Below are 17,105 nucleotides of genomic sequence, written 5' to 3'. Positions count from 1 at the left end.
GCCGCAGCATCCGCAGGGCGCCGACGCCCGCGCCGGTCAGCAGCGAGCCGACGACCAGGAAGTGCACGCCCGCCGCGTACGGCGCGAACACCGCCCCGTGCCGCCGGGCGGCGAACCGCAGCAGCCCCGCGTTGGCGGCGCAGAAGGCGGCCAGTCCGGCGGCCGGCAGCACCGGCCACCGGCCGGCCAGCGGCAGCGCGGCCAGGGTGAACGCGGCCGTCGCGACCGAGGCCGGGCTGTTGGCGGTGAGGTTGCGCCGCCCGCCGCGCCGCGACGAGGCGAGCGCGGGCACCAGCAGCAGCGCGCGCCGGTAGGTCTCGGCGAGCAGCGGGCCGAGCCGGTCGACCTCGTCGTGGTGGGCGACCACCCGGTCCGTGAGCACGATCCGGTAGTGCGGGGCGAGCCGGTCGCTGAGTTCGAGGTCCTCGGAGTCGCGCAGGCTCTCGTCGAAGCCGCCGATCCGCTCGAACACCTCGCGCCGCACCGCCGCCTGGGCGAAGAACGCCGTCTCCACCTCACCCGCGCCGCGTACCCGCCACCAGTGCGCGTGCAGCACCCGGTAGCGTTCCACCGGTCCGTCGTCGAAGAGTGGTTCCGGGGCGATCACCCCGTGTACGCAGCCGCATTCCGGATCCTTTTCCAGGATTTCCAGCGCATTCGCCACCGAATCGGGTGTCAGGGCCTCGTCGGAATCCAGGAAGAAGATCACCTCGCCGGTCGCCGCCGCAATTCCGGCATTCCGCGCGGCGGAAACCCCGCGATTCGGCCACTGCCGGATCAGCTCGCACGGCGGGCCCCCGGCGGAGCCCTCGGCGGGGCCGCCGTCGGGGCCCTCCGGCGGGCCGCCGTCGGCCGCATGGGCCGCGTAGGCCTGGGCGATCCGGGCGGTGGCATCGGTGGATCCGTCGTCGACCACGATCACCTGGTGCGGCCGGTGGGTCTGCGCGTACACCGAGTCCAGGCAGGCCGAAAGGGTTCTGGCCGCGTTGTGGGCCGGGACGACGACCGTCACGGAAAAGGTCATGGGCCCAGTTCAGGCGGACCGCGTATCGGGCGGATATCGTCCCCGTATCGGGGGTGTCCGGGTGCTGGGCACCGGAATTCGGGCGGGCGGCCCGTCCTGCTACGCTCCGCCGCATGGATCCGGATTCCGTTTCCCCCGTTTCCCCCCGTTCCCGGCATTCCACGGGGGTGCGCCTGCTGGTGGCCGCCACCGCGCTGTGGGCGGCGTGCCTGGCGCTGGACCTCCTGGCGAACGGGCGGTGGTGGTTCTGGCTGATACCCGCGCTGGCGCCGCCGCTGCTGTTCCTCGCCGTGCCGGTGACGCTGCTCGCGCTGGCGTGGACGCTCCCGGCCGCCGGCTCGGGCCTGCGGCGGTGGCTGGTGCCGACAGCGGTCCTGCTGCTGGTCGCCGCACTGCCCCGGACCGGCCTCAACTGGTCGGCCCTGAAGCCGGGTTCGGCCGCCGCCCCGACCGGTCAGGGGATCAGCGTCTTCTCCTGGAACACCGAGTACTGGGACACCACCGACGACCCGGACGCCTTCTACCGCTTCCTGCACGCCCAGGACGCCGATGTCTACCTGCTCCAGGAGTACCTGGCGTGGGTACGCGGGACGCACACCCCGATCGACCGACTCGACCGGATCCGGAGGGAGTTCCCCGGCTACCAGGTGGTGGCGGTCGGCGAGCTGGTCACGCTGTCCCGGTTCCCGGTGCTCGCCACGCCGACCGTCGGCCCGGCGGTGGCGGCGGACGCGCCCTGGTCGGACGTCTTCACCCGGCGCAAGGTGCTGCGCACCGACCTCGACGTCCGGGGCCGCACCGTCTCCTTCTACAACGTGCACATCCCGGTCCAGGTGGACACCCGGGAGTCGCTGTTCGGCAGCGCCTTCTACCGGGTGGTGCGCGAGGCCGACGCGGCCCGCCGCGAGCAGTTCGCGGCGCTGGAGCGCGACACCGCCGCCAACTCCCGCCCCCTGCTGGTCGCCGGGGACTTCAACACCAGCCCGGCGATGGGCGACCTCGACCCGCTCCGCGCCCGCCTGCACGACGCCCGCGCGGCGAGCGGCGACCTCTACCCCGGCAGCTGGGGCGGCATCCTCGGCACCGACTGGTGGCGCCTCGACTGGGCGTTCACCAACGACGGGGCAGCGGTGGACCACTACGCCTTCGTCGACGACCGGGGACTGTCCGACCACCGGGGCCAGGCGCTGCGGGTCTCGCTGCCGCACCGCAGCCAGGACCGCTGTCGGTGGCACGTGCTTGAATCCTGGTGTGCACGACACCCACAACACCCCTGAGCTGCGAGGACTCCTCGCCCGACTGCCCGACCCGGCCGCTCTGCGCGACCGGTGCCGGGGGCTCGCCATGCTCGAGGCGATCCTCAGCCCCGACTGGGGCGGCCGGTACTACTCCTTCGACTCCGCCTGGGGCGACGGCCAGCAGATGGCGTCGATGCGCGACGGGGAGGGCGACGACTGGTTCATGGTCTTCTCCGACGCCGGCGTGTACGCGCGCGGCTTCGACCACACCGCGCCCAACGCCGCGCCGCGGCTGCTCCCCGAGGTGCCCGACGCCTTCCGCGCCCAGACCGTGGAACCGGCCTTCGGCGAGGAGGACGGCGTACCGCTCGCCACCGTCTGCTTCTGGCACGGCGCCGGGGGCGAGGACGGGTGGCAGGCACCCTCGGCCGCGCCGACGGGCGGGGTGGAACTGTTCGCCCTGCCGGCCGCCGCCGACCCGGCGCGCGCGTACCTGGAGTGGGCCGAGGAGTACTACGAGCCCGAGCACGCGCCCGATCCGGCGGCGGTCGCGCACGTGCTCGCGCTGCGCCCGCTCACGGCTGCCGTCGTGGCGGCCGTCGACCCGGACGTCGACCTGGACGACCTGGCCGAGGACATCGCGGAGATCGGCTACCCGACGGCCTGAGCAGGCGCCGTGTCCCCCGGGGGCCCGGCCGGGCCCCCGGGGATACTCCTTACAGCGCGGCCTCGTCCAGCCGCTTCCGCTGCTCCGCCGTCAGCGTCAGGTCGAGGGCGCCGAGCGCCTCGTCCAGCTGCGCGGTCCGGCTCACGCCGACCAGCGGCAGGATCCCCGCCTCGTGGTCGAGCAGCCAGCTGAGCGCCACCTGGTTGACGGTCGTACCGGTCTCCTCCGCCACCGCGCGCAGGGCGGCGAGGCGCCTCGGCGTGCCCGGGTGGTCGTAGGCGGCGCCGATCTCGACGTCGTCGCGGGTGAGCCCGCCGGAGAGGATCGGGCTGTAGACCCAGAGCCGCAGATCCCCCTCGGAGCTGACGTAGTCCAGGAGTTCGGACGTCACGTGCACATGGGCGGAGGACAGCAGCGGCACGTCGAAGCGCGGCTGGAGGTACGAGTAGCGGTACTGCAGGTGCGAGTAGCGCGGTCCGTCCCCGGCAAGCGCGCGGGCCCGCTCGACCCGCCACACGGCGTGGTTGCTGGCGCCGACCGCACCCGCCTTGCCGGAGGTCACCAGCCCGGCGAGGGCCTCCACGGTCTCGGCGAGCGGCACCGAACGGTCCTCGATGTGCGTCCAGTACACCTCGACCCGGTCCGTGCCGAGCCGCCGCAGACTGCCTTCGATGCCGGCCCGGATCGCCTTCTCCGACAGCCCCTCGGCCGCCTCCAGCCCGGCCCCCGGCACGGTGGGCCGGGCGCCGACCTTGGTGCTGATGACGATCTCGTCGCGGACCTTGCGGCTGGCCAGCCAGCGGCCGATCACGGCCTCGCTCTCGTCACCGGTGGCGCCGTCGAGCCAGAACGCGTAGTTGTTCGCGGTGTCGAGGACGGTACCGCCGCCCTCGACGAAGCGGTCCAGGATCCGGAACGAGGTCTCCTCGTCGACGATCGTGCCGAAGCCCAAAGTGCCCAGGACGACGGTTCGCTGAGGAATGGTCATGAGTGTGGGTCCTCCCCGTAGTGGTCTGGACCATTCAAGACGCAATCGCGATCACCCGCAACAGCTTCCGCCGACCCGCTCACCCCCCGAACACGAACACCAGCGCCCCGAGCACCACCACCATGCTCCCCCCGAACGCCGACCCGGCCCACAGCACCGCCTCGGAGACCCGCACCCCGAGCCGGGACCGGAGGATGAACACCAGCAGGGCGGCGACGGTGGAGAGCAGGACGGCGACCAGCAGGCACAGCAGCCTTACGCCGACGGCTGTCACCGCTTGCTCCCGACGGGGGCGCTGCCGAATGCAGCGTGCAGTACATCCAGGATGGCCGTACCGCCGCCCTTCGACCCGTCGGGATAGATTCTCGCCAGTCGTGACGCCATCGCCCGGGCCGCGCCCTCGGCATAGATATCGTCATGCTCGGCCAGCCAGTAGAGGGGATCCTCGCCGTCCTCCAACAGTGCCAGCTCAAGTCCATTGAGGCACCCCACCGCAGCGTTCTGGACCGGGACCCGCAGCCTGCGGGTGGGATCCGCCCACCTCTGCCCTTCGAGCTCACCGTCCAACACCGCCAGCATGGCCATGACCTTGGCCTCGTACGGGTCGGCCCTCAGGGGTTCTCGCATGCGACCCGCAGCGGACCTCCCGACATAGCTCCAGGTTGCGCCGTCGACCTCTCCAGGCAGGCCGAGCAATCCCTTCAAGTAGTCACGGTCGGCCTCGTACGGCATACCCGCCCGAGGCCTCTGCTGGTAGAGCTGCTGATATCGCATCAGCAGCTGCTCGCCGAGCCCATCCGCCCGAACAGCCGCGAGCAGGTTCGCGAGTCCTGCCAGTTCGTCCATGGCATCGGCCATCAGTCGCAGACATCTGCTCGGCCATCGCTCGCTTCCGAACCGTGCGGCGTGCCCCAACATCACCGGCAACCGGACTGCTACACATGCAAGGGAGGTACGTACTTGGTCACGGACCGGGTCCGGCATCCGGTCCAGGTCGTACTTCGTGAACCCCTCCCGGAGAGACTGCGGCTCGATCGTCCGAAGTTGCTCGGTATCGCTGCGAAGCAGGTTGCGGATACTCCGCGAACCTTCACCCTCGCGCTCCAGATGCGCCGCAATCACACCCACGAGATGGCCGATCGTGTCCATCGCATCACCTGTGCGGTACATGCACATCCGCACCCAGTCGTGATGGCCGAGCACGGAGTACTTCAGGATGCCCTGGAGTTGGTCGACCACCTCGAGCGTGCAACGAACTGCCGCGAGTTGAAGGTGCGGCGGCATACCGGCGCCGTAAGTCCGTCGTGACATCGTGCTTCCCTCTGGCATGCGCCGCCCGTGCCTCGGCACATGCTCATGGGCACGGTGGACCGAGGGTGATCGCGATGACTCAACTTCCGGCCGTCACAGGCGTCATGGGCACGGGCCACAACGCACAGCCGCGGCCGTCGCCACGGCCGTGGCATCACTGTACGGCACGACGGGCCCCCGTCGAGGTCCAACCGGCCAGGTGCAGGCGCTCGATGCCGTCGAGCAGGACGTCCAGGGCGAATTCGAACTCGAACTGGTCGTCGCAGCCGCCGCCGACCGCCGTGCCGTCCTCCGCCGCGCGCTCCGCATGGGCGGCCGTGGCGGCGACCTCGGCGATGTGCGGGTAGCGGGCGGCGAGTCGGGCCGCGACGCCAGGATCGGGGGCCGCTTCCGGGGAGGCGTCGAAGAGTTCCTGGGTGAAGCCCAGGAGGCGGCCGCCGAGGGCGTGCATGGCGTGGTGGGCGAGGTCGGCGGAGAGGCCGCCGGCCCGCAGCAGGCCGATCACCGCGTCCAGGTGGCCGAGCACCGCGGGTGTCGGCGCGGGCAGCGCCTCGATGACGCGCGGCGCCCACGGGTGGCGGCGCAGCGCCCGGCGGGCGGACAGGATGCGTTCGCGCACGGCGCCCTTCCAGTCGGCGCCGGCGGCGGGCGGGTCGATCCCGCCGACGACGGTGTCGACCATGCCGGCGAGCAGTTCCTCCTTGTTGGCGACGTGCTTGTAGAGCGCCATCGGCACCACGCCCAGCTCCTGGGCGAGTTTGCGCATGCTCAGGGCGTCGGTGCCGCCGGCCTCGCGGTCGGCGAAGGCCACGGCGGCGGCCAGTACGCGTTCGCGGTTCAGCGGGGTGCGGCGCACCCCTTCGCTCTCGCTCATCTCCGGTTCCTCTCTCGTCGTCGGCTTGACGAGTGTACGGCGTACGCCTACGGTGATCCCCAGGTGTACGCCGTACACCTGGGTCGACGGAGAGGGGCTGGTTCTGGTGAAGGCGACCGGGGACAGGAAGACGGCGGTGGTCACGGGCGTACTGTTCCTCGTGACCGAAGTGGCGGCGATCGCCGGGATGTTGCTGTACCGGCCCGCGCTGGACGGCGCCGCGTACGTGGGCGGATCAGGTGCGGACGGCCGGGTCGCGGCGGGGGCGCTGTGCGAGGTGGTGCTGGTGCTGGCGGTGATCGGCACCGGGGTGGCGCTCTACCCGGTGCTGCGGCGGCAGCAGGAGGCGCTGGCGCTCGGCTACGTCTGCGGGCGGCTGCTGGAGGCCGCGGTGATCGCGGTCGGCATCGTCAGCGTGCTCGCCGTCGTCACCCTGCGGCAGGACGCCGGCGCCGGGGCGGCCACCGCCGCCCGCGCCCTGGTCGCCGTCCACGACTGGACGTTCCTGCTCGGCCCCAATGTCGTCCTGGGCGCCAACTCGCTCGCCCTGGCGTTCCTGATGCACCGCTCACGGCTGGTGCCCCGCCCCGTCGCCCTGCTCGGCCTGATCGGCGGCCCGCTGATCCTGGCCTCGGCGGTGGCCGTGCTGTTCGGCCTCTACCCGCAGGTGTCGACGATCGGCTCGCTGGCCGCCCTCCCGGTCTTCGCCTGGGAGGTCACCCTGGCCGTCCGCCTCATCGTGAAGGGCTTCACCCCGGCGGCCCACCGCCCGGTGGTCCTGGCGAGCTGAACCCGCCACCCCCGCGCGGGAAGTCGGCCCACCCGACTTCCCGCGCCGCTCACCGGGCCGTCCGCTCCCACGGGACGTCCCGGTGCAGCAGCGCCTGCGCCAGCGGCTCACCGGAGCGGCGGGCGTAGAGCGTGCGCTCGCGCACCTCGTGCCGGGTGCGGGGCCGGTAGCCCGGACCGCCGCAGCAGCTCTTGTGGAAGCCGATGCCCGCGTTCAGCAGCAGCGTGAGGGTGCGCCAGGCCGCGGTGTCCCGACGGGGCGGCGCCGCGAAGGCGGAGCCCGCATGGATCAGCGCACCGGCACAGCGCGGACAGCGCCGCTCGTCCGTCCACCAGCCGTACGCCTGCTTGTACGAGGCCCGGCAGGGCAGGCAGACGAAGGAGGTCTTGCTGTAGGCCATGCGCCCCAGCCTACGACCCGCCCCTCCTACCCCTCGACAGCTTTTCCACCACCGGCCGGATCCCTCAGGACCCCGCCCCGGCCGGCTCCCCGAAGCCCATCGCCCGGGCCCGCGCGGCCACGGCCTCGAAGTCCGCACCGACGGACAGCGCCTCGACCGTCCCCCGGGTCAGCGGGCCACCCGCCAGCACCGCCGCCACCGCCCCGCGGTCCACCGGGCGCTCGAAGTAGTCCTCGGCGAAGCGCGCGTACGCCTCCGGGCCCGCGTCGACGAGCAGGCCGAACAGTTCCTCGGCGCCGTCCCTCTCCTCGGGCCCGAACTCCACCGGCCCGCACCGCCACTCGGCGGCGCCGCGCTCGCGCCAGACGCAGACCGTCGCGTCGAAGAACCCCTCGAACTGGAACTCCGGCTCCTGTGCGTAGTGGGAAAGCGGGGCGGGCAGACCGTCCAGCAGGCCGGGCCAGTGCTCGCGGTCCTCGTCCCGCCACGGGCTGGCATCGCTCTCGTGGTCGAAGCCGTACAGGAACACCCCGGCCGGATCGAACACGATCGCGTACTGGTCGCCGGAACCGTTGTCCATGGTGGCCAGGTCCACGCCCTCGCGCCAGTCGCGGACGAACGCGTGCGTGGGCGCGTACGGGTCGAGGATGCTGTCGAGCAGGGCCATCCCGCGGCAGCGGGCACGGAGCTCGGCCGGATCGGGCAGCAGGGGCAGAAGGTCGCGCACGGTCATGGCGCCCAGTCAACAGCGCACCACTGACAGCGCCGCGCGACCCCGCTCCGTGACCCCGCCGCGTGATCCCGCTCCGTGACCCCGCCGCGTGATCCCGCCGCGCCCCGAGCGTGTGCGGGAGATCACGGCGACCCGGGCCGCCGAGGGAGCCTACGATTCGTGACCGATGCACCTGTCCCGGCCGAGGAGCGGATCCCCTTGAGCAGCAGCGACCTCGCGCGTGAGAGCTACTACCAGCGAACCGGCGCCCGGGCGTTCAAGCCCACCGCGCACGCCGGTGGGGCGTGGAGCGCCGACGAGCAGCACTTCAGCCCGATGGCCGGGCTGGTGGTGCACGCGATCGACCGGCACCTCGCCGAGCGTCCCGGGGGCGACGGCGGGCTGACGCTCGGGCGGATCGGCTACGACATCCTCGGCCGCATCGCGCTCGACGAGTGCGAGATCACCGTGGAGTCCGTCCGTCCCGGCCGGACCATCGAGCTCCTGGAAGCGACCGTGGTGATCGGCGGGCGGGCCGTGGTCAGGGCCCGGGCCTGGCTGCTGGCCACCCTGGACACCTCGGCCGTGGCCGACAGCCCGATCGCACCGCTGCCCGCGCCCGGGGAACTCGCGCCGTGGGCGATGGACCGGGAGTGGGACGGCGGTTACGTCGCCTCGGTCGACCTCCGCCGGGTGCCGCCGACCCGCCGCGGCCGCACGGCGGCCTGGATCTCCTCCCGGGTGGACCTGGTCGCGGGCGAGCCGAGCAGCGCCCTCGCCTCCTTCGTCGCGCTGGTGGACACGGCGAACGGCATCGCCGTGCAGCAGGACCCGGCCGAGTGGATGTTCCCCAACGTCGACCTGACCGTGCACCTGTTCCGGCAGCCGCGCGGCCCCTGGACCGGCCTGGACACCACGGCCAGCTTCGGCCCGACCGGCCAGGGCCTCACCAGCAGCGTGCTGCACGATGTCGACGGCCCGGTCGGTCAGGCCGAGCAGATCCTCACCGTCCGCCCGCAGCCCCGGTAGTACTCCGGACCCCACTGGCCGCCGGCTCGCCGGACGCGTGGGACAGCGGCGGCGCGATCGCCTGCGCGTCCGCGCCCTCGCCGACCCACAGGCCGATGAACAGCGCCGCGGTCGCCTCCAGCAGGCCCGCCCGGTCGAGACCGCCGGCCGCCACCGGCCGGCAGCCCGCGTCCCGCACCAGCTCGGACACCCGGGCGAGGGCCGCCGCGTCGTCCCCGCACAGCGGCACCGCCAACGGCCTGCCGTCGAAGACGGGCGGCCGCATCCGCCACACGTCCTCGTGGCAGAGGTTGAACGCCTTGACCACCGCGGCCCCCGGCGCCGCCCCGGCCAACTGCCGCGCCGCCGAAGGCCCGCCGTCCGTCAGCAGCCGGAAGCCGGGGCCGACGGGGTTGGAGCAGTCGACCAGCACAGTGCCGTCCAACTCCGCGCGCAACTCCCGCACCACCTCCGCCCCCGCCCCGTAGGGCAGCGCGGCCAACACCACCTCGCCGGCGGCCGCCGCCCCCCGCAGCCCGGCGGCCCGCGCCCCGCCCCCGATCCGCCGGGCGAGACGCTCCGCGGCGGCCGCGTCCCGCCCGCCGACCGTCACCTCGTGCCCGGCCCGCGCCCAGTGGGTCGCGAGCGCGTCCGCCATATTTCCCGTGCCCAGCACGCCGATCCTCATCACGCCGCCCTCCGTGTCGCGGGGCTCTCCCGGTCCGACTCCCCGTCCCCCATGACGCTAGAGAACCCGTCGGGCACCATTCGGTACGTGCCCATCGATGCCCGCCTCGCCGACTGCCGCGCCCGCCTCGCCTTCGACCTGCTCTCCAACACCTGGAACGCCGTGGTCCTCCGGGCCCTGCGCGACGGCCCCCGCCGCCCCGTCGAACTGCGGGAACAGATCGGCGGAATCAGCTCCAAGGTGCTCACCGAGACCCTGCGCCGCCTCCAGTTCAACGGCCTCGTCGACCGGCACCCCCTCCCCGGCCCCCCACCCCGCGTCGAGTACCGCCTCACCGCCCTGGGCCGCAGCTTCCTCGTCCCGATCGAGGCCGTCGGCGCCTGGGCCTTCGAACACGGCGACGAGGTCATGGCCGCCCAGGACCGCAGCGAGGCCCCGGCAGAGGACGACGCGGGGGCCGGGACGGCGTGACCCATGCGGCCGCCTCAGAACTAGTGGTGTGTTCTACACCTCCGCCGGCGCCCGCCCGACGATGAAGGAGATGGTGCCCCGATACGTCGTGCCCAGCGCAGTGACCACACCGATCACCGGACCTGGGCCGTTCTTCATGCGGCTCACGTAGTTCTCCGGGAGCAGCACCCGGTCGCCCACTTCGAGGTGGTCCCCACCTCGCCACCGGTATGCATATCCACCGACATCTACGATCTGATCACCGCCGAGTCCATAGATGCGAGTGGCCTCGTCGAGCCGCTGTAGAGGTCCTTGACCTGCCGCTCCAGCCACTCGATCTTCAGCCTCGATGACCTGGCTCCAGACTCACAGTCGGCCCCGTACCCCTCGCTCCAGCCCTGCTGGACATGAGCTTCCATGGGACAGGGACCAAGGTGCCAGTGGTGGGGCACCCCTGGGCGTTCTGACCTGTGGTGCAACGATCTACTGACCGGGCATCGAACCGGTGCCGGACGGCGTGAACGAGAGCAGAACCGAGACCAGAACCGCAGGTCCAAAGGCGCTTTCCGGAGCCGGCGAGTCTCCTCGCCGGCTCCGCCGGGGGAAAGAACCAGGCCGAGGTCGACCTCCAGGACTGAGCTCACCCGGCCCGTCGTACGAGTCCCGTGCTTCGGCCCGTTCCGTCAACGGCCGGTCGGCGGCGGGCACCGTGACCGCCTCGCAGAACCACTCGCCGCCAGGCCCTCAGCAGGCACGTACGGGCAACCGCCGCCGTACTCGGCGGCAGCCGGTGGCGGTGGAGTGGGAAGTCGGTGCGGCCGACGTCCTGAGCGGGCCGGTGCTGTCCGCTCAGTCGGCCAGGAAGGGCAGCAGGGCAGCGGCGAGTTCGGTGGGCGCGTCCAGGGCGATGAGATGAGCCGCGTCCGGGAACTCGACCAGGGTGGCGTTCGGGATCTCGGTGGCGTAGCGGCGGGCGATGGCCTGGAAGTCCGGGACGTCCAGCCTGCCGACGCCGACCAGGGTGGGGGTGGCGATGGCGGAGACGGCGCGGGCGGAGGGGCCCTGGGAGTGCTCGCCCACGGTGGGCTGGTTCACCAGGGAGGTTCGCATCGGGGCGCGGAGGCGGTCGGCCAGTCCGTCGGGCACCTCGGCCCAGCTGCGGGACGGGCCGCGCAGCCACATGTCGAGGTTGACCCGGACCGCGGCGTCGAGGTCGCCGGCGTCCAGGGCGGCGGTCTCGGCCTCGTCGTAGGCGACCATGTCGGCGGACCAGTCGTAGCGCGGCCAGGGTGCCGCGAGCAGGGCGAGGGAGTGGACGCGGTCCGGGTGGGTGAGGGTGAACTCCACGGCGACCCGGCCGCCCCAGGAGGCGCCGACGAGGCGGACGCGGTCGTGGCCGAGGTGGTCCAGGAGGCGGAGCAGGTCGTCGGTCTCGCTGAACGGGCCGGTCGGGGGCGCGGACTCGCCGAAGCCCCGCAGGTCGTAGCGGACGACGGTGTGGTGCTCGGCGAGCGCGGGCACGAGGTCGTCCCACATCCGGTGGTCGGCGACGCCGGCGTGCACCAGGACGACGGGGGGTCCGTCGCCGGAGACGACGTAGGAGAGGTGGCCGAGCTCGTCGGGGAGAGTGATCATCCGCGCATCGTCGCAGCTCGGACCTGTCCGTGGCCAGCCAATTCGGTGCCGGCGACTACTGCTCGACCGGCCCGGCGAGCGTCTCGACCGGCCACAGCGGCCATCTCGGCTCCTTGCGGGTGAGGCTCGCCAGTTCCTCCGGCGGTTCGGCGCCCTCCCGCACGGCGGTGAGGTAGGCCCTCGCCTGCTGGGGGCTCAGCCCGGGGGCCTGCTTGCGCAGGTGGCTCATCGCGGCGACGGCCCCGGCGGAGCGGGCGAGGGCCCGGACCTCGGCAGCCAGCGGGTCGGGGCGGCGGACACCCTTGGCCTGGAGGAGGTAGTGCTCCTCCCAGCCCTCGTCGCCGTCCCGGGCATTGGGGACGAAGTGCAGGCTCCCGTCCTCCCGGTCGACCAGCACATGGCTGCCGCCGCCCCCGAGGCTCAACCGCGCGTCCCCGGTCCGGGCGAAGGCCGCGGTGTCCCAGAAGGCCAGCCAGCCGACGCTGTGCTCCTCCACCGCATAGACGGCCACCTCGGGCACCGGGCCGTCCCAGGGCCAACTCCTCGCGGCCAGGTAGGACTCGACGAGTTCGATCGCGCGTTCCCTGCTGATCACGCTCCTATCGTCCCGGACGGGTCAAGCGGCTTTCGCCGACGGCCCGGCGTGCGCCGCTCAGCGGAAGGCGTCGACATGGCGCGCGGCCCAGTCGGCGAAGGTCCTCGGGTCGCGGCCCAGTACCTCCCGGACGCCCGGGCCGATCCCCAGTTCGGCCGTGCTCGGGGCGCCGAGGATGTCGAGGGTGTCGTCGGCGAGCTCCACCGGCATGCTCCGGGCCATCGCGGCCCCGGCTTCCTCGCGGGTCAGCTCGTGGAAGCGCAGCGGCACCCCGAGCGCGGCGGAGAGTGCCACCGTCTGCCCGCGCGGGCTGATCACCTCCGGGCCGGTCAGCTCGTACGCGCCGCCGAGGTGCCGGTCCTCCAGCAGGCAGGCTGCCGCGACCTCGGCGATGTCCGCCGGGTCGACGACCGGTGTCGCGACGTCACCGAACGGGGCCGCGACCAGCCGCCCCGTCCGGATGGACTCGGCCCACCACAGCGTGTTGGAGGCGAAGCCGCCCGGCCGCACGATCGCCCACTCCGGGACGGACGCCCGGACCAGGTCCTCCAGCGCGCGCATCGCGATCCTGGTCGGGCCGAACGGCCTGGTCACGACGCCCTGGGTGGAGAGCAGGACGATCCGCCGGACCCCGGCCGACGCCGCCCGGCGGACGAGCTCGGCCGGAGCGCCGCCCGGGCCGTGCAGATCGCCCGAGAGCAGCAGGAACAAGGCCTTCGCCTCCGCCAGCACCCCATCCAGGGAGGCCGGTTCGGCCAGGTCGGCCGTCAGTCGGCGGACGCCGTCGGGCACCGGCCCCGGGCGCCGCGACACCGCCGTCACCCGCTCGCCCGCGTCCGCCAGCGCCCGCGTCAGCGGCCTGCCGATGTTTCCGGTCGCCCCGGTCACCACGATCATGGTCAGCTCCTCGCTCGTTGCCCCGTTGGGACTGCTGACGCTAGAGCTGCTGGCTTACCGTTCGTAAGGACATACCCCGGGGTAAGCTCTGCACATGACGGAAGGTGTCCAGCTGGAACGCGGTGCGGCCGGCAAGCGGTATGAGGTGTTTCACACCGACTGCGCGGCGCGCGACACGGTCGACCATGTGACCAGCCGGTGGGGCGTCTGGGTGCTGATCGCCCTGCAGAGCAACGACCTGCGGTTCTTCGAACTGCGCGACAGCATCCGGGGCATCAGCGAGAAGATGCTCGCCCAGACCCTGCGGGCGCTGGTCCAGGACGGCCTGGTGTGGCGGGTGGTCGAGCCGACGACACCGCCCCAGGTCACCTACGGGCTCACCGAGTTCGGCCGGGACGTCGGCGAGCCCCTGCAGGACCTCCTCGGCCGGATCACCCGCCGGCTCGACCGGGCGTACGCGGACATGTAGTGGATGTAGGTCTCCGGCAGCAGCGCGGTGTGGTCGAACACCATCTTCTGCATCGAGTCCTCGTAGACGAGGACGTTCTCCGCGACGGACAGGTCGATGACCGTGTCCGGGGCCAGGTGGCGGCGGTAGTAGGCGAGGGCCTGCTCGAAGTCGGGGATCCGCGCGAGCAGTTCGGCGGGGCCGGTGGGGCCGGTCGGGCCGGTCGAAACGGTCATGGCGAAGGGGCTCGCTTCCGGGGAGGGCGTGGAGGAACCGGATTGGTTCGTGTGCATACGCTGTCAGCGCACCATGCGCCCGAGGGCCACGCCAGTCGTCCACGCCCATCCGGCGGCCGCGCGGCCCGCCCACCCCGTTCGGGCCGGAACCGTGCGCGGCGGCCGGGACGTTGGTCCGGGCGGCGGGGGGGCGAGCGGTACTGACCCCGGAGTCCTGGAGCGGAGCGGCCGGGGAGATGATCTCCACGACCGCCGATCCGACCCGCTTCTACTCCGCCCTGAAGCGTGGCCGGCTGCTGCCTCCGGCCGAGCCGGACGAGATGGTGCCCGCCACCGGCGGCCCCGGACTCGGCATCGGCTCCGGGCGTCCGGGCTACTGACCCCCCGCCGGGCGGGGCCGCTCCGGCCGCGGCCGGCCCCGCCCCCACACCCACGCGCCGCCGGCCACCAGTACCGCCGTGCCCAGCGCGTACGCCGGCAGCCACCGGGTCGTCGTCGCCGACAGGCAGTCGTCGACGACGGCCCGGGCCTGCTGCTCCTGCTCGTACGCCAGCGCCCCGGGGTCCAGACCGGCGAGGTCGCCCAGGGCCGCCTGCGTGTGCAGGCTCTCGTACCGGCCCGCCTGCACGCAGCCGTCCCGGGTGCCCGGCATCGGGAACAGCCAGTCCCAGCGCTGCAGGGCCGGAGCCAGAGCCAGCGCCACGCACAGACCCACGACCAGCGAGTACGCCGTCAGGTTCCATCCGAAACCGGCGACCGGGGTACCCGGTGTGCGGACCGGCACCCGGCCGAAGGCCAGCACCACCACGAGCAGCGTCAGCCCCAGATAGGTGGAGAACCACTGCCACGAGCCCTCCGCGAGCGAGAAGGCCAGAACCACGCCGAGCGCCGTGCCGAGAACCCCGGCGTCCGCGCCCCCGGCCTGCCCGGAACCACCGCGAACGCCCACTCGCCCTCCCGACTGCCGACCCGATCGGAGCGACCAGCCTCCCGTCCGCGCCCTCCCCCGGCCGCCGACACCACCTCGGTCCGCCCCGCACCCACCCGGACGGGTCAGTCGTCCGCCAGCGGCTTGACCCAGCGCGTCCACTGCGGCTGCGGCCCGTACCCGGCGCCCTGCCAGGTGCGGTGGCCGAGGGTGTTGCCGTCCAGCACCATGGCGTCCGCCCGTCGGCCGCCCAGGGCCGCGAAGCGCTCCTCGGCGGCCGCCAGCAGGGCCGCGCCGATGCCGCGCCGCCGGTGCTCCGGGTCGACGGCGAGGCGGTAGAGGTGGCAGCGCCAGCCGTCCCAGCCGGCGATGACGGTGCCGAGCAGTACGGCCGGCTCGTCCGCCCGGACGGCCACCAGCAGGCAGTCCGGGTCGCGGGCGAGCAGCGCCGCCACCCCGTCGGCGTCGTCGGTGATGCTGGTGCCCTTGGCGGCGCGGGCCCACAGCGCGAGCACGGCCGGGGCCTCCTCGGGGCCGGCGGTGCGCAGAATGAAGTCGATCATGGGCGACTGTCTACCAGGACCGGCCGCCGTCCCACCGCGAATTCCGACCGCCGGACGGAACAACCGAACGGGACGGACGGGTCAGTCGCCCGCCAGCTCCCACACCGTCGTGGTCTTCAACGCCGTGTCCTCCAGGTCCGCCACCACCGGGACCTCGTACGCCGCCAGCGCGGCGAAGCGTTCACGCGGCAGGTAGGCGCGGCCGGGGTCGCCGACGATCACCACCGCGCCGCGGGCCCGGGCACGGAGCAGGAACGGCAGGAACCGGGCCGCCATCGCCCGCTCGTAGAAGACGTCCCCGGCCAGCACCACCTCGGCCGGCCCGCCGTCGCCGTCCAGCAGGTCCTCGACCGCCGCGTCCACCCGGACGCCGTTCGCCGCCGCGTTGACGCCGATCGCCGCGACCGCGTAGGCGTCGATCTCGGCCGCCCGCACCGACCGGGCGCCGCGCAGCGCCGCCGCGATGCCGACCAGGCCGGAGCCGGCCGCGAGGTCCAGCACCGACCGCCCGGCCACCAGCTCCGGGTGGTCCAGCACGTACCGGGCCACCCCGACGCCGCCCGCCCAGGCGAAGGCCCAGAACGGCGGCGGCAGGCCGCGCTCGCCGCGCGCCGACTCGGTGGTCTCCCACAGGGCGATGGCGTCCTCAGCCATGTGCAGGCGCACCTCCGGCACGAACGGCACCGGGGCGATGCCGGTCTGCGCGCGTACGAAGTCCTCGTCCGACCGCATGGCCGCCCCCGGACCCGCCGGGTGTGTGTCGCTCAGCATGCCGAGCAGCATACGGGCCCTGAGCAGGTGCTCCTTACCGTCGCGGGCGGACCGGGACCCGAGCGCGAACCGGCCGGTCCCGCAGTCGCGTTGACCCCGGCCCGAGTCGGCCGAATCCCGCCCCCGGGACGGCGCGCCGGGCGGGTAGGTTCTCCCCGGAGCCGGTGTGCGGCCGGCCGGGAGCGGGGGTCACGGTGTCGGACAAGGTGCTGGCGGGCCGCGCGGCGGTCGTCACGGGCGGCTCGCGCGGGATCGGGCGGGCCGTGGTGGAGCGGCTCGCCGCGGACGGCGCGGACGTGGTGTTCGGCTACGCGCACGACGACGCGGCGGCGGCCGAGGTGGTCCGCGCCGTGGCCGCGAGCGCCGCCGCCGGGGCGACCGGGGCCGGGCGGGTGTACGCGGTCCGCGCCGACCTCGGCACGCCGGAGGGTCCGGAGCAGCTGATGGCGGCCGCCGAGGAGGAGCTCGGCGGCCTGGACATCCTCGTCAACAACGCGGCCCGCGCCGTCACCCGGGCCCCGCTCGCCGACACCGACCCGGCGGACTTCGACGCCACCATGGCCGTCAACGCCCGCGCGGTGTTCCTCACCCTCCGGTACGCGGCGCGGCGGATGCGCGACGGCGGCCGGATCGTCAACATCTCCTCCCTCAACACCCGCCGCCCGATGCCGGGGCTGGCCGCCTACCTGGCCGGCAAGGGGGCGCTGGAGCAGCTGACCGAGGCCGCCGCGGTGGAGCTGGGGCCGCGCGGGATCACCGCCAACACCGTCTCCCCCGGGCCGACCGAGACCGAGATGCTGCGGTCCGTCAATCCCCCGCACGCGCTGGAGACGGTGGCCGGGCTGACCCCGCTGCGGCGGCTCGGGCAGCCGGCCGACGTGG

The 17,105-nt window shown here is 73.6% G+C and carries 24 protein-coding genes; 8 read left to right on the top strand and 16 right to left on the bottom strand.

Features of this window, described 5'->3' with window-relative positions; translation table 11 throughout:
* On the bottom strand, window positions 1–1,024 hold a 1,024-nt coding region (locus tag BI06_RS13280; protein WP_063794962.1), incomplete at its 3' end, for a glycosyltransferase family 2 protein.
* A gap of 167 nt (window positions 1,025–1,191) precedes the next feature.
* On the opposite strand from BI06_RS13280, the gene BI06_RS13275 reads away from it, so the two are divergent.
* Window positions 1,192–2,301 carry an endonuclease/exonuclease/phosphatase family protein gene (locus BI06_RS13275; protein ID WP_051740963.1) on the top strand — a complete coding sequence of 370 codons (1,110 nt, stop codon included), beginning with the start codon at window positions 1,192–1,194 and terminating at the stop codon, window positions 2,299–2,301.
* A complete protein-coding gene (locus BI06_RS13270; protein ID WP_082558457.1) occupies window positions 2,276–2,929 on the top strand; it encodes a hypothetical protein in 654 nt (217 codons plus the stop codon). The genes BI06_RS13275 and BI06_RS13270 overlap by 26 nt, the downstream gene beginning before the upstream one ends.
* A 49-nt stretch (window positions 2,930–2,978) precedes the next feature.
* On the opposite strand, the gene BI06_RS13265 is transcribed toward BI06_RS13270, so the two are convergent.
* From BI06_RS13265 to BI06_RS13250, 4 genes are all read right to left on the bottom strand, one after another.
* A complete protein-coding gene (locus BI06_RS13265; RefSeq protein ID WP_043468237.1) occupies window positions 2,979–3,917 on the bottom strand; it encodes an aldo/keto reductase in 939 nt (312 codons plus the stop codon).
* A 79-nt stretch (window positions 3,918–3,996) separates the two neighbouring features.
* Entirely contained in the window at window positions 3,997–4,191 is a 195-nt protein-coding gene (locus tag BI06_RS13260; RefSeq protein ID WP_043468234.1) for a hypothetical protein, read from the bottom strand.
* The gene (locus BI06_RS13255; RefSeq protein WP_158516427.1) at window positions 4,188–5,228 is read right to left on the bottom strand and encodes a hypothetical protein; all 1,041 of its coding nucleotides are present in this window, start codon (window positions 5,226–5,228) and stop codon (window positions 4,188–4,190) included. Before BI06_RS13255 ends, BI06_RS13260 begins: the two co-directional genes overlap by 4 nt.
* A 154-nt stretch (window positions 5,229–5,382) precedes the next feature.
* Entirely contained in the window at window positions 5,383–6,102 is a 720-nt protein-coding gene (locus tag BI06_RS13250) for a TetR/AcrR family transcriptional regulator (RefSeq protein ID WP_043468229.1), read from the bottom strand.
* Between the two features lie 136 nt (window positions 6,103–6,238).
* Between BI06_RS13250 and BI06_RS13245 the strand changes: the two genes are divergently transcribed.
* Complete coding sequence (locus BI06_RS13245) at window positions 6,239–6,892, top strand: DUF4386 domain-containing protein (protein WP_107113355.1); 654 nt, start codon at window positions 6,239–6,241, stop codon at window positions 6,890–6,892.
* Between the two features lie 49 nt (window positions 6,893–6,941).
* Here the strand turns inward: BI06_RS13245 and BI06_RS13240 are convergent, their stop codons facing one another.
* Together BI06_RS13240 and BI06_RS13235 are read right to left on the bottom strand one after the other, a co-directional pair.
* On the bottom strand, window positions 6,942–7,292 hold the full coding sequence (locus BI06_RS13240) for a hypothetical protein (RefSeq protein WP_043468226.1): 351 nt from the start codon (window positions 7,290–7,292) through the stop codon (window positions 6,942–6,944).
* A gap of 64 nt (window positions 7,293–7,356) precedes the next feature.
* Window positions 7,357–8,025, bottom strand: coding sequence for a hypothetical protein (locus tag BI06_RS13235; RefSeq protein ID WP_043468224.1), 669 nt, complete (start codon window positions 8,023–8,025; stop codon window positions 7,357–7,359).
* A 198-nt stretch (window positions 8,026–8,223) separates the two neighbouring features.
* Here BI06_RS13235 and BI06_RS13230 point away from each other — a divergent pair, with 198 nt between their 5' ends.
* The gene (locus BI06_RS13230) at window positions 8,224–9,033 is read left to right on the top strand and encodes a thioesterase family protein (protein ID WP_043468222.1); all 810 of its coding nucleotides are present in this window, start codon (window positions 8,224–8,226) and stop codon (window positions 9,031–9,033) included.
* Here the strand turns inward: BI06_RS13230 and BI06_RS13225 are convergent.
* Window positions 9,008–9,700: an NADPH-dependent F420 reductase gene (locus BI06_RS13225; RefSeq protein WP_043469432.1), complete on the bottom strand. Its 693-nt coding sequence runs from the start codon at window positions 9,698–9,700 to the stop codon at window positions 9,008–9,010. The two genes, BI06_RS13230 and BI06_RS13225, sit on opposite strands and share 26 nt — an antisense overlap.
* A gap of 87 nt (window positions 9,701–9,787) precedes the next feature.
* Between BI06_RS13225 and BI06_RS13220 the strand changes: the two genes are divergently transcribed.
* Complete coding sequence (locus BI06_RS13220) at window positions 9,788–10,171, top strand: helix-turn-helix domain-containing protein (protein ID WP_043468219.1); 384 nt, start codon at window positions 9,788–9,790, stop codon at window positions 10,169–10,171.
* A 33-nt stretch (window positions 10,172–10,204) separates the two neighbouring features.
* Here BI06_RS13220 and BI06_RS53475 read toward each other — a convergent pair whose 3' ends face one another.
* The 4 genes from BI06_RS53475 to BI06_RS13200 form a co-directional block, all read right to left on the bottom strand.
* Window positions 10,205–10,351 carry a hypothetical protein gene (locus BI06_RS53475; protein ID WP_233290136.1) on the bottom strand — a complete coding sequence of 49 codons (147 nt, stop codon included), beginning with the start codon at window positions 10,349–10,351 and terminating at the stop codon, window positions 10,205–10,207.
* A gap of 648 nt (window positions 10,352–10,999) precedes the next feature.
* Window positions 11,000–11,785 (bottom strand): alpha/beta fold hydrolase, encoded by a 786-nt coding sequence (locus tag BI06_RS13210; RefSeq protein WP_043468216.1) that lies wholly within the window; start codon window positions 11,783–11,785, stop codon window positions 11,000–11,002.
* Between the two features lie 55 nt (window positions 11,786–11,840).
* Window positions 11,841–12,380, bottom strand: coding sequence for a YrhB domain-containing protein (locus BI06_RS13205; RefSeq protein WP_043468213.1), 540 nt, complete (start codon window positions 12,378–12,380; stop codon window positions 11,841–11,843).
* Window positions 12,381–12,437: 57 nt separating this feature from the next.
* A complete protein-coding gene (locus tag BI06_RS13200; RefSeq protein ID WP_043468210.1) occupies window positions 12,438–13,277 on the bottom strand; it encodes an SDR family oxidoreductase in 840 nt (279 codons plus the stop codon).
* 94 nt (window positions 13,278–13,371) lie between these two features.
* Here BI06_RS13200 and BI06_RS13195 point away from each other — a divergent pair, with 94 nt between their 5' ends.
* A complete protein-coding gene (locus BI06_RS13195; protein WP_043468208.1) occupies window positions 13,372–13,746 on the top strand; it encodes a helix-turn-helix domain-containing protein in 375 nt (124 codons plus the stop codon).
* On the opposite strand, the gene BI06_RS13190 is transcribed toward BI06_RS13195, so the two are convergent.
* Window positions 13,647–13,961, bottom strand: a complete 315-nt coding sequence (locus BI06_RS13190; protein WP_043468206.1) for a hypothetical protein — start codon at window positions 13,959–13,961, stop codon at window positions 13,647–13,649. The two genes, BI06_RS13195 and BI06_RS13190, sit on opposite strands and share 100 nt — an antisense overlap.
* Window positions 13,962–14,197: 236 nt before the next feature.
* On the opposite strand from BI06_RS13190, the gene BI06_RS55490 reads away from it, so the two are divergent.
* Window positions 14,198–14,341: a hypothetical protein gene (locus tag BI06_RS55490; protein ID WP_199523318.1), complete on the top strand. Its 144-nt coding sequence runs from the start codon at window positions 14,198–14,200 to the stop codon at window positions 14,339–14,341.
* Here the strand turns inward: BI06_RS55490 and BI06_RS13185 are convergent.
* From BI06_RS13185 to BI06_RS13175, 3 genes are all read right to left on the bottom strand, one after another.
* A complete protein-coding gene (locus BI06_RS13185) occupies window positions 14,335–14,910 on the bottom strand; it encodes a hypothetical protein (protein ID WP_043468204.1) in 576 nt (191 codons plus the stop codon). The two genes, BI06_RS55490 and BI06_RS13185, sit on opposite strands and share 7 nt — an antisense overlap.
* A gap of 104 nt (window positions 14,911–15,014) precedes the next feature.
* Complete coding sequence (locus BI06_RS13180; RefSeq protein WP_030395657.1) at window positions 15,015–15,452, bottom strand: GNAT family N-acetyltransferase; 438 nt, start codon at window positions 15,450–15,452, stop codon at window positions 15,015–15,017.
* A gap of 81 nt (window positions 15,453–15,533) precedes the next feature.
* A complete protein-coding gene (locus tag BI06_RS13175) occupies window positions 15,534–16,223 on the bottom strand; it encodes a methyltransferase (RefSeq protein ID WP_082558551.1) in 690 nt (229 codons plus the stop codon).
* Between the two features lie 194 nt (window positions 16,224–16,417).
* Here BI06_RS13175 and BI06_RS13170 point away from each other — a divergent pair.
* A partial coding sequence (locus BI06_RS13170; protein WP_043468201.1) for an SDR family NAD(P)-dependent oxidoreductase occupies window positions 16,418–17,105 on the top strand: 688 nt, incomplete at its 3' end.

Origin of the sequence: Kitasatospora sp. MBT66 (assembly GCF_000710405.2) — a bacterium.
Taxonomy (GTDB): Bacteria; Actinomycetota; Actinomycetes; order Streptomycetales; family Streptomycetaceae; genus Kitasatospora; species Kitasatospora purpeofusca.
Note: the sequence above shows the minus strand (reverse complement) of the source record. Positions and strands in the feature narration are given on the sequence as shown.

Bases quoted from the DNA above. Each gene is read 5' to 3' on its own strand.
- BI06_RS55490 (WP_199523318.1), top strand. From the start codon at position 14,198: ATGATCTCCACGACCGCCGATCCGACCCGCTTCTACTCCGCCCTGAAG.
- BI06_RS13250 (WP_043468229.1), bottom strand. From the start codon at position 6,102: ATGAGCGAGAGCGAAGGGGTGCGCCGCACCCCGCTGAACCGCGAACGC.
- BI06_RS13235 (WP_043468224.1), bottom strand. From the start codon at position 8,025: ATGACCGTGCGCGACCTTCTGCCCCTGCTGCCCGATCCGGCCGAGCTC.
- BI06_RS13190 (WP_043468206.1), bottom strand. From the start codon at position 13,961: ATGACCGTTTCGACCGGCCCGACCGGCCCCACCGGCCCCGCCGAACTG.
- BI06_RS13195 (WP_043468208.1), top strand. From the start codon at position 13,372: ATGACGGAAGGTGTCCAGCTGGAACGCGGTGCGGCCGGCAAGCGGTAT.
- BI06_RS13225 (WP_043469432.1), bottom strand. From the start codon at position 9,700: ATGAGGATCGGCGTGCTGGGCACGGGAAATATGGCGGACGCGCTCGCG.
- BI06_RS13180 (WP_030395657.1), bottom strand. From the start codon at position 15,452: ATGATCGACTTCATTCTGCGCACCGCCGGCCCCGAGGAGGCCCCGGCC.
- BI06_RS13255 (WP_158516427.1), bottom strand. From the start codon at position 5,228: ATGTCACGACGGACTTACGGCGCCGGTATGCCGCCGCACCTTCAACTC.
- BI06_RS13200 (WP_043468210.1), bottom strand. From the start codon at position 13,277: ATGATCGTGGTGACCGGGGCGACCGGAAACATCGGCAGGCCGCTGACG.
- BI06_RS13210 (WP_043468216.1), bottom strand. From the start codon at position 11,785: ATGATCACTCTCCCCGACGAGCTCGGCCACCTCTCCTACGTCGTCTCC.
- BI06_RS13175 (WP_082558551.1), bottom strand. From the start codon at position 16,223: ATGCTGAGCGACACACACCCGGCGGGTCCGGGGGCGGCCATGCGGTCG.
- BI06_RS13265 (WP_043468237.1), bottom strand. From the start codon at position 3,917: ATGACCATTCCTCAGCGAACCGTCGTCCTGGGCACTTTGGGCTTCGGC.
- BI06_RS13240 (WP_043468226.1), bottom strand. From the start codon at position 7,292: ATGGCCTACAGCAAGACCTCCTTCGTCTGCCTGCCCTGCCGGGCCTCG.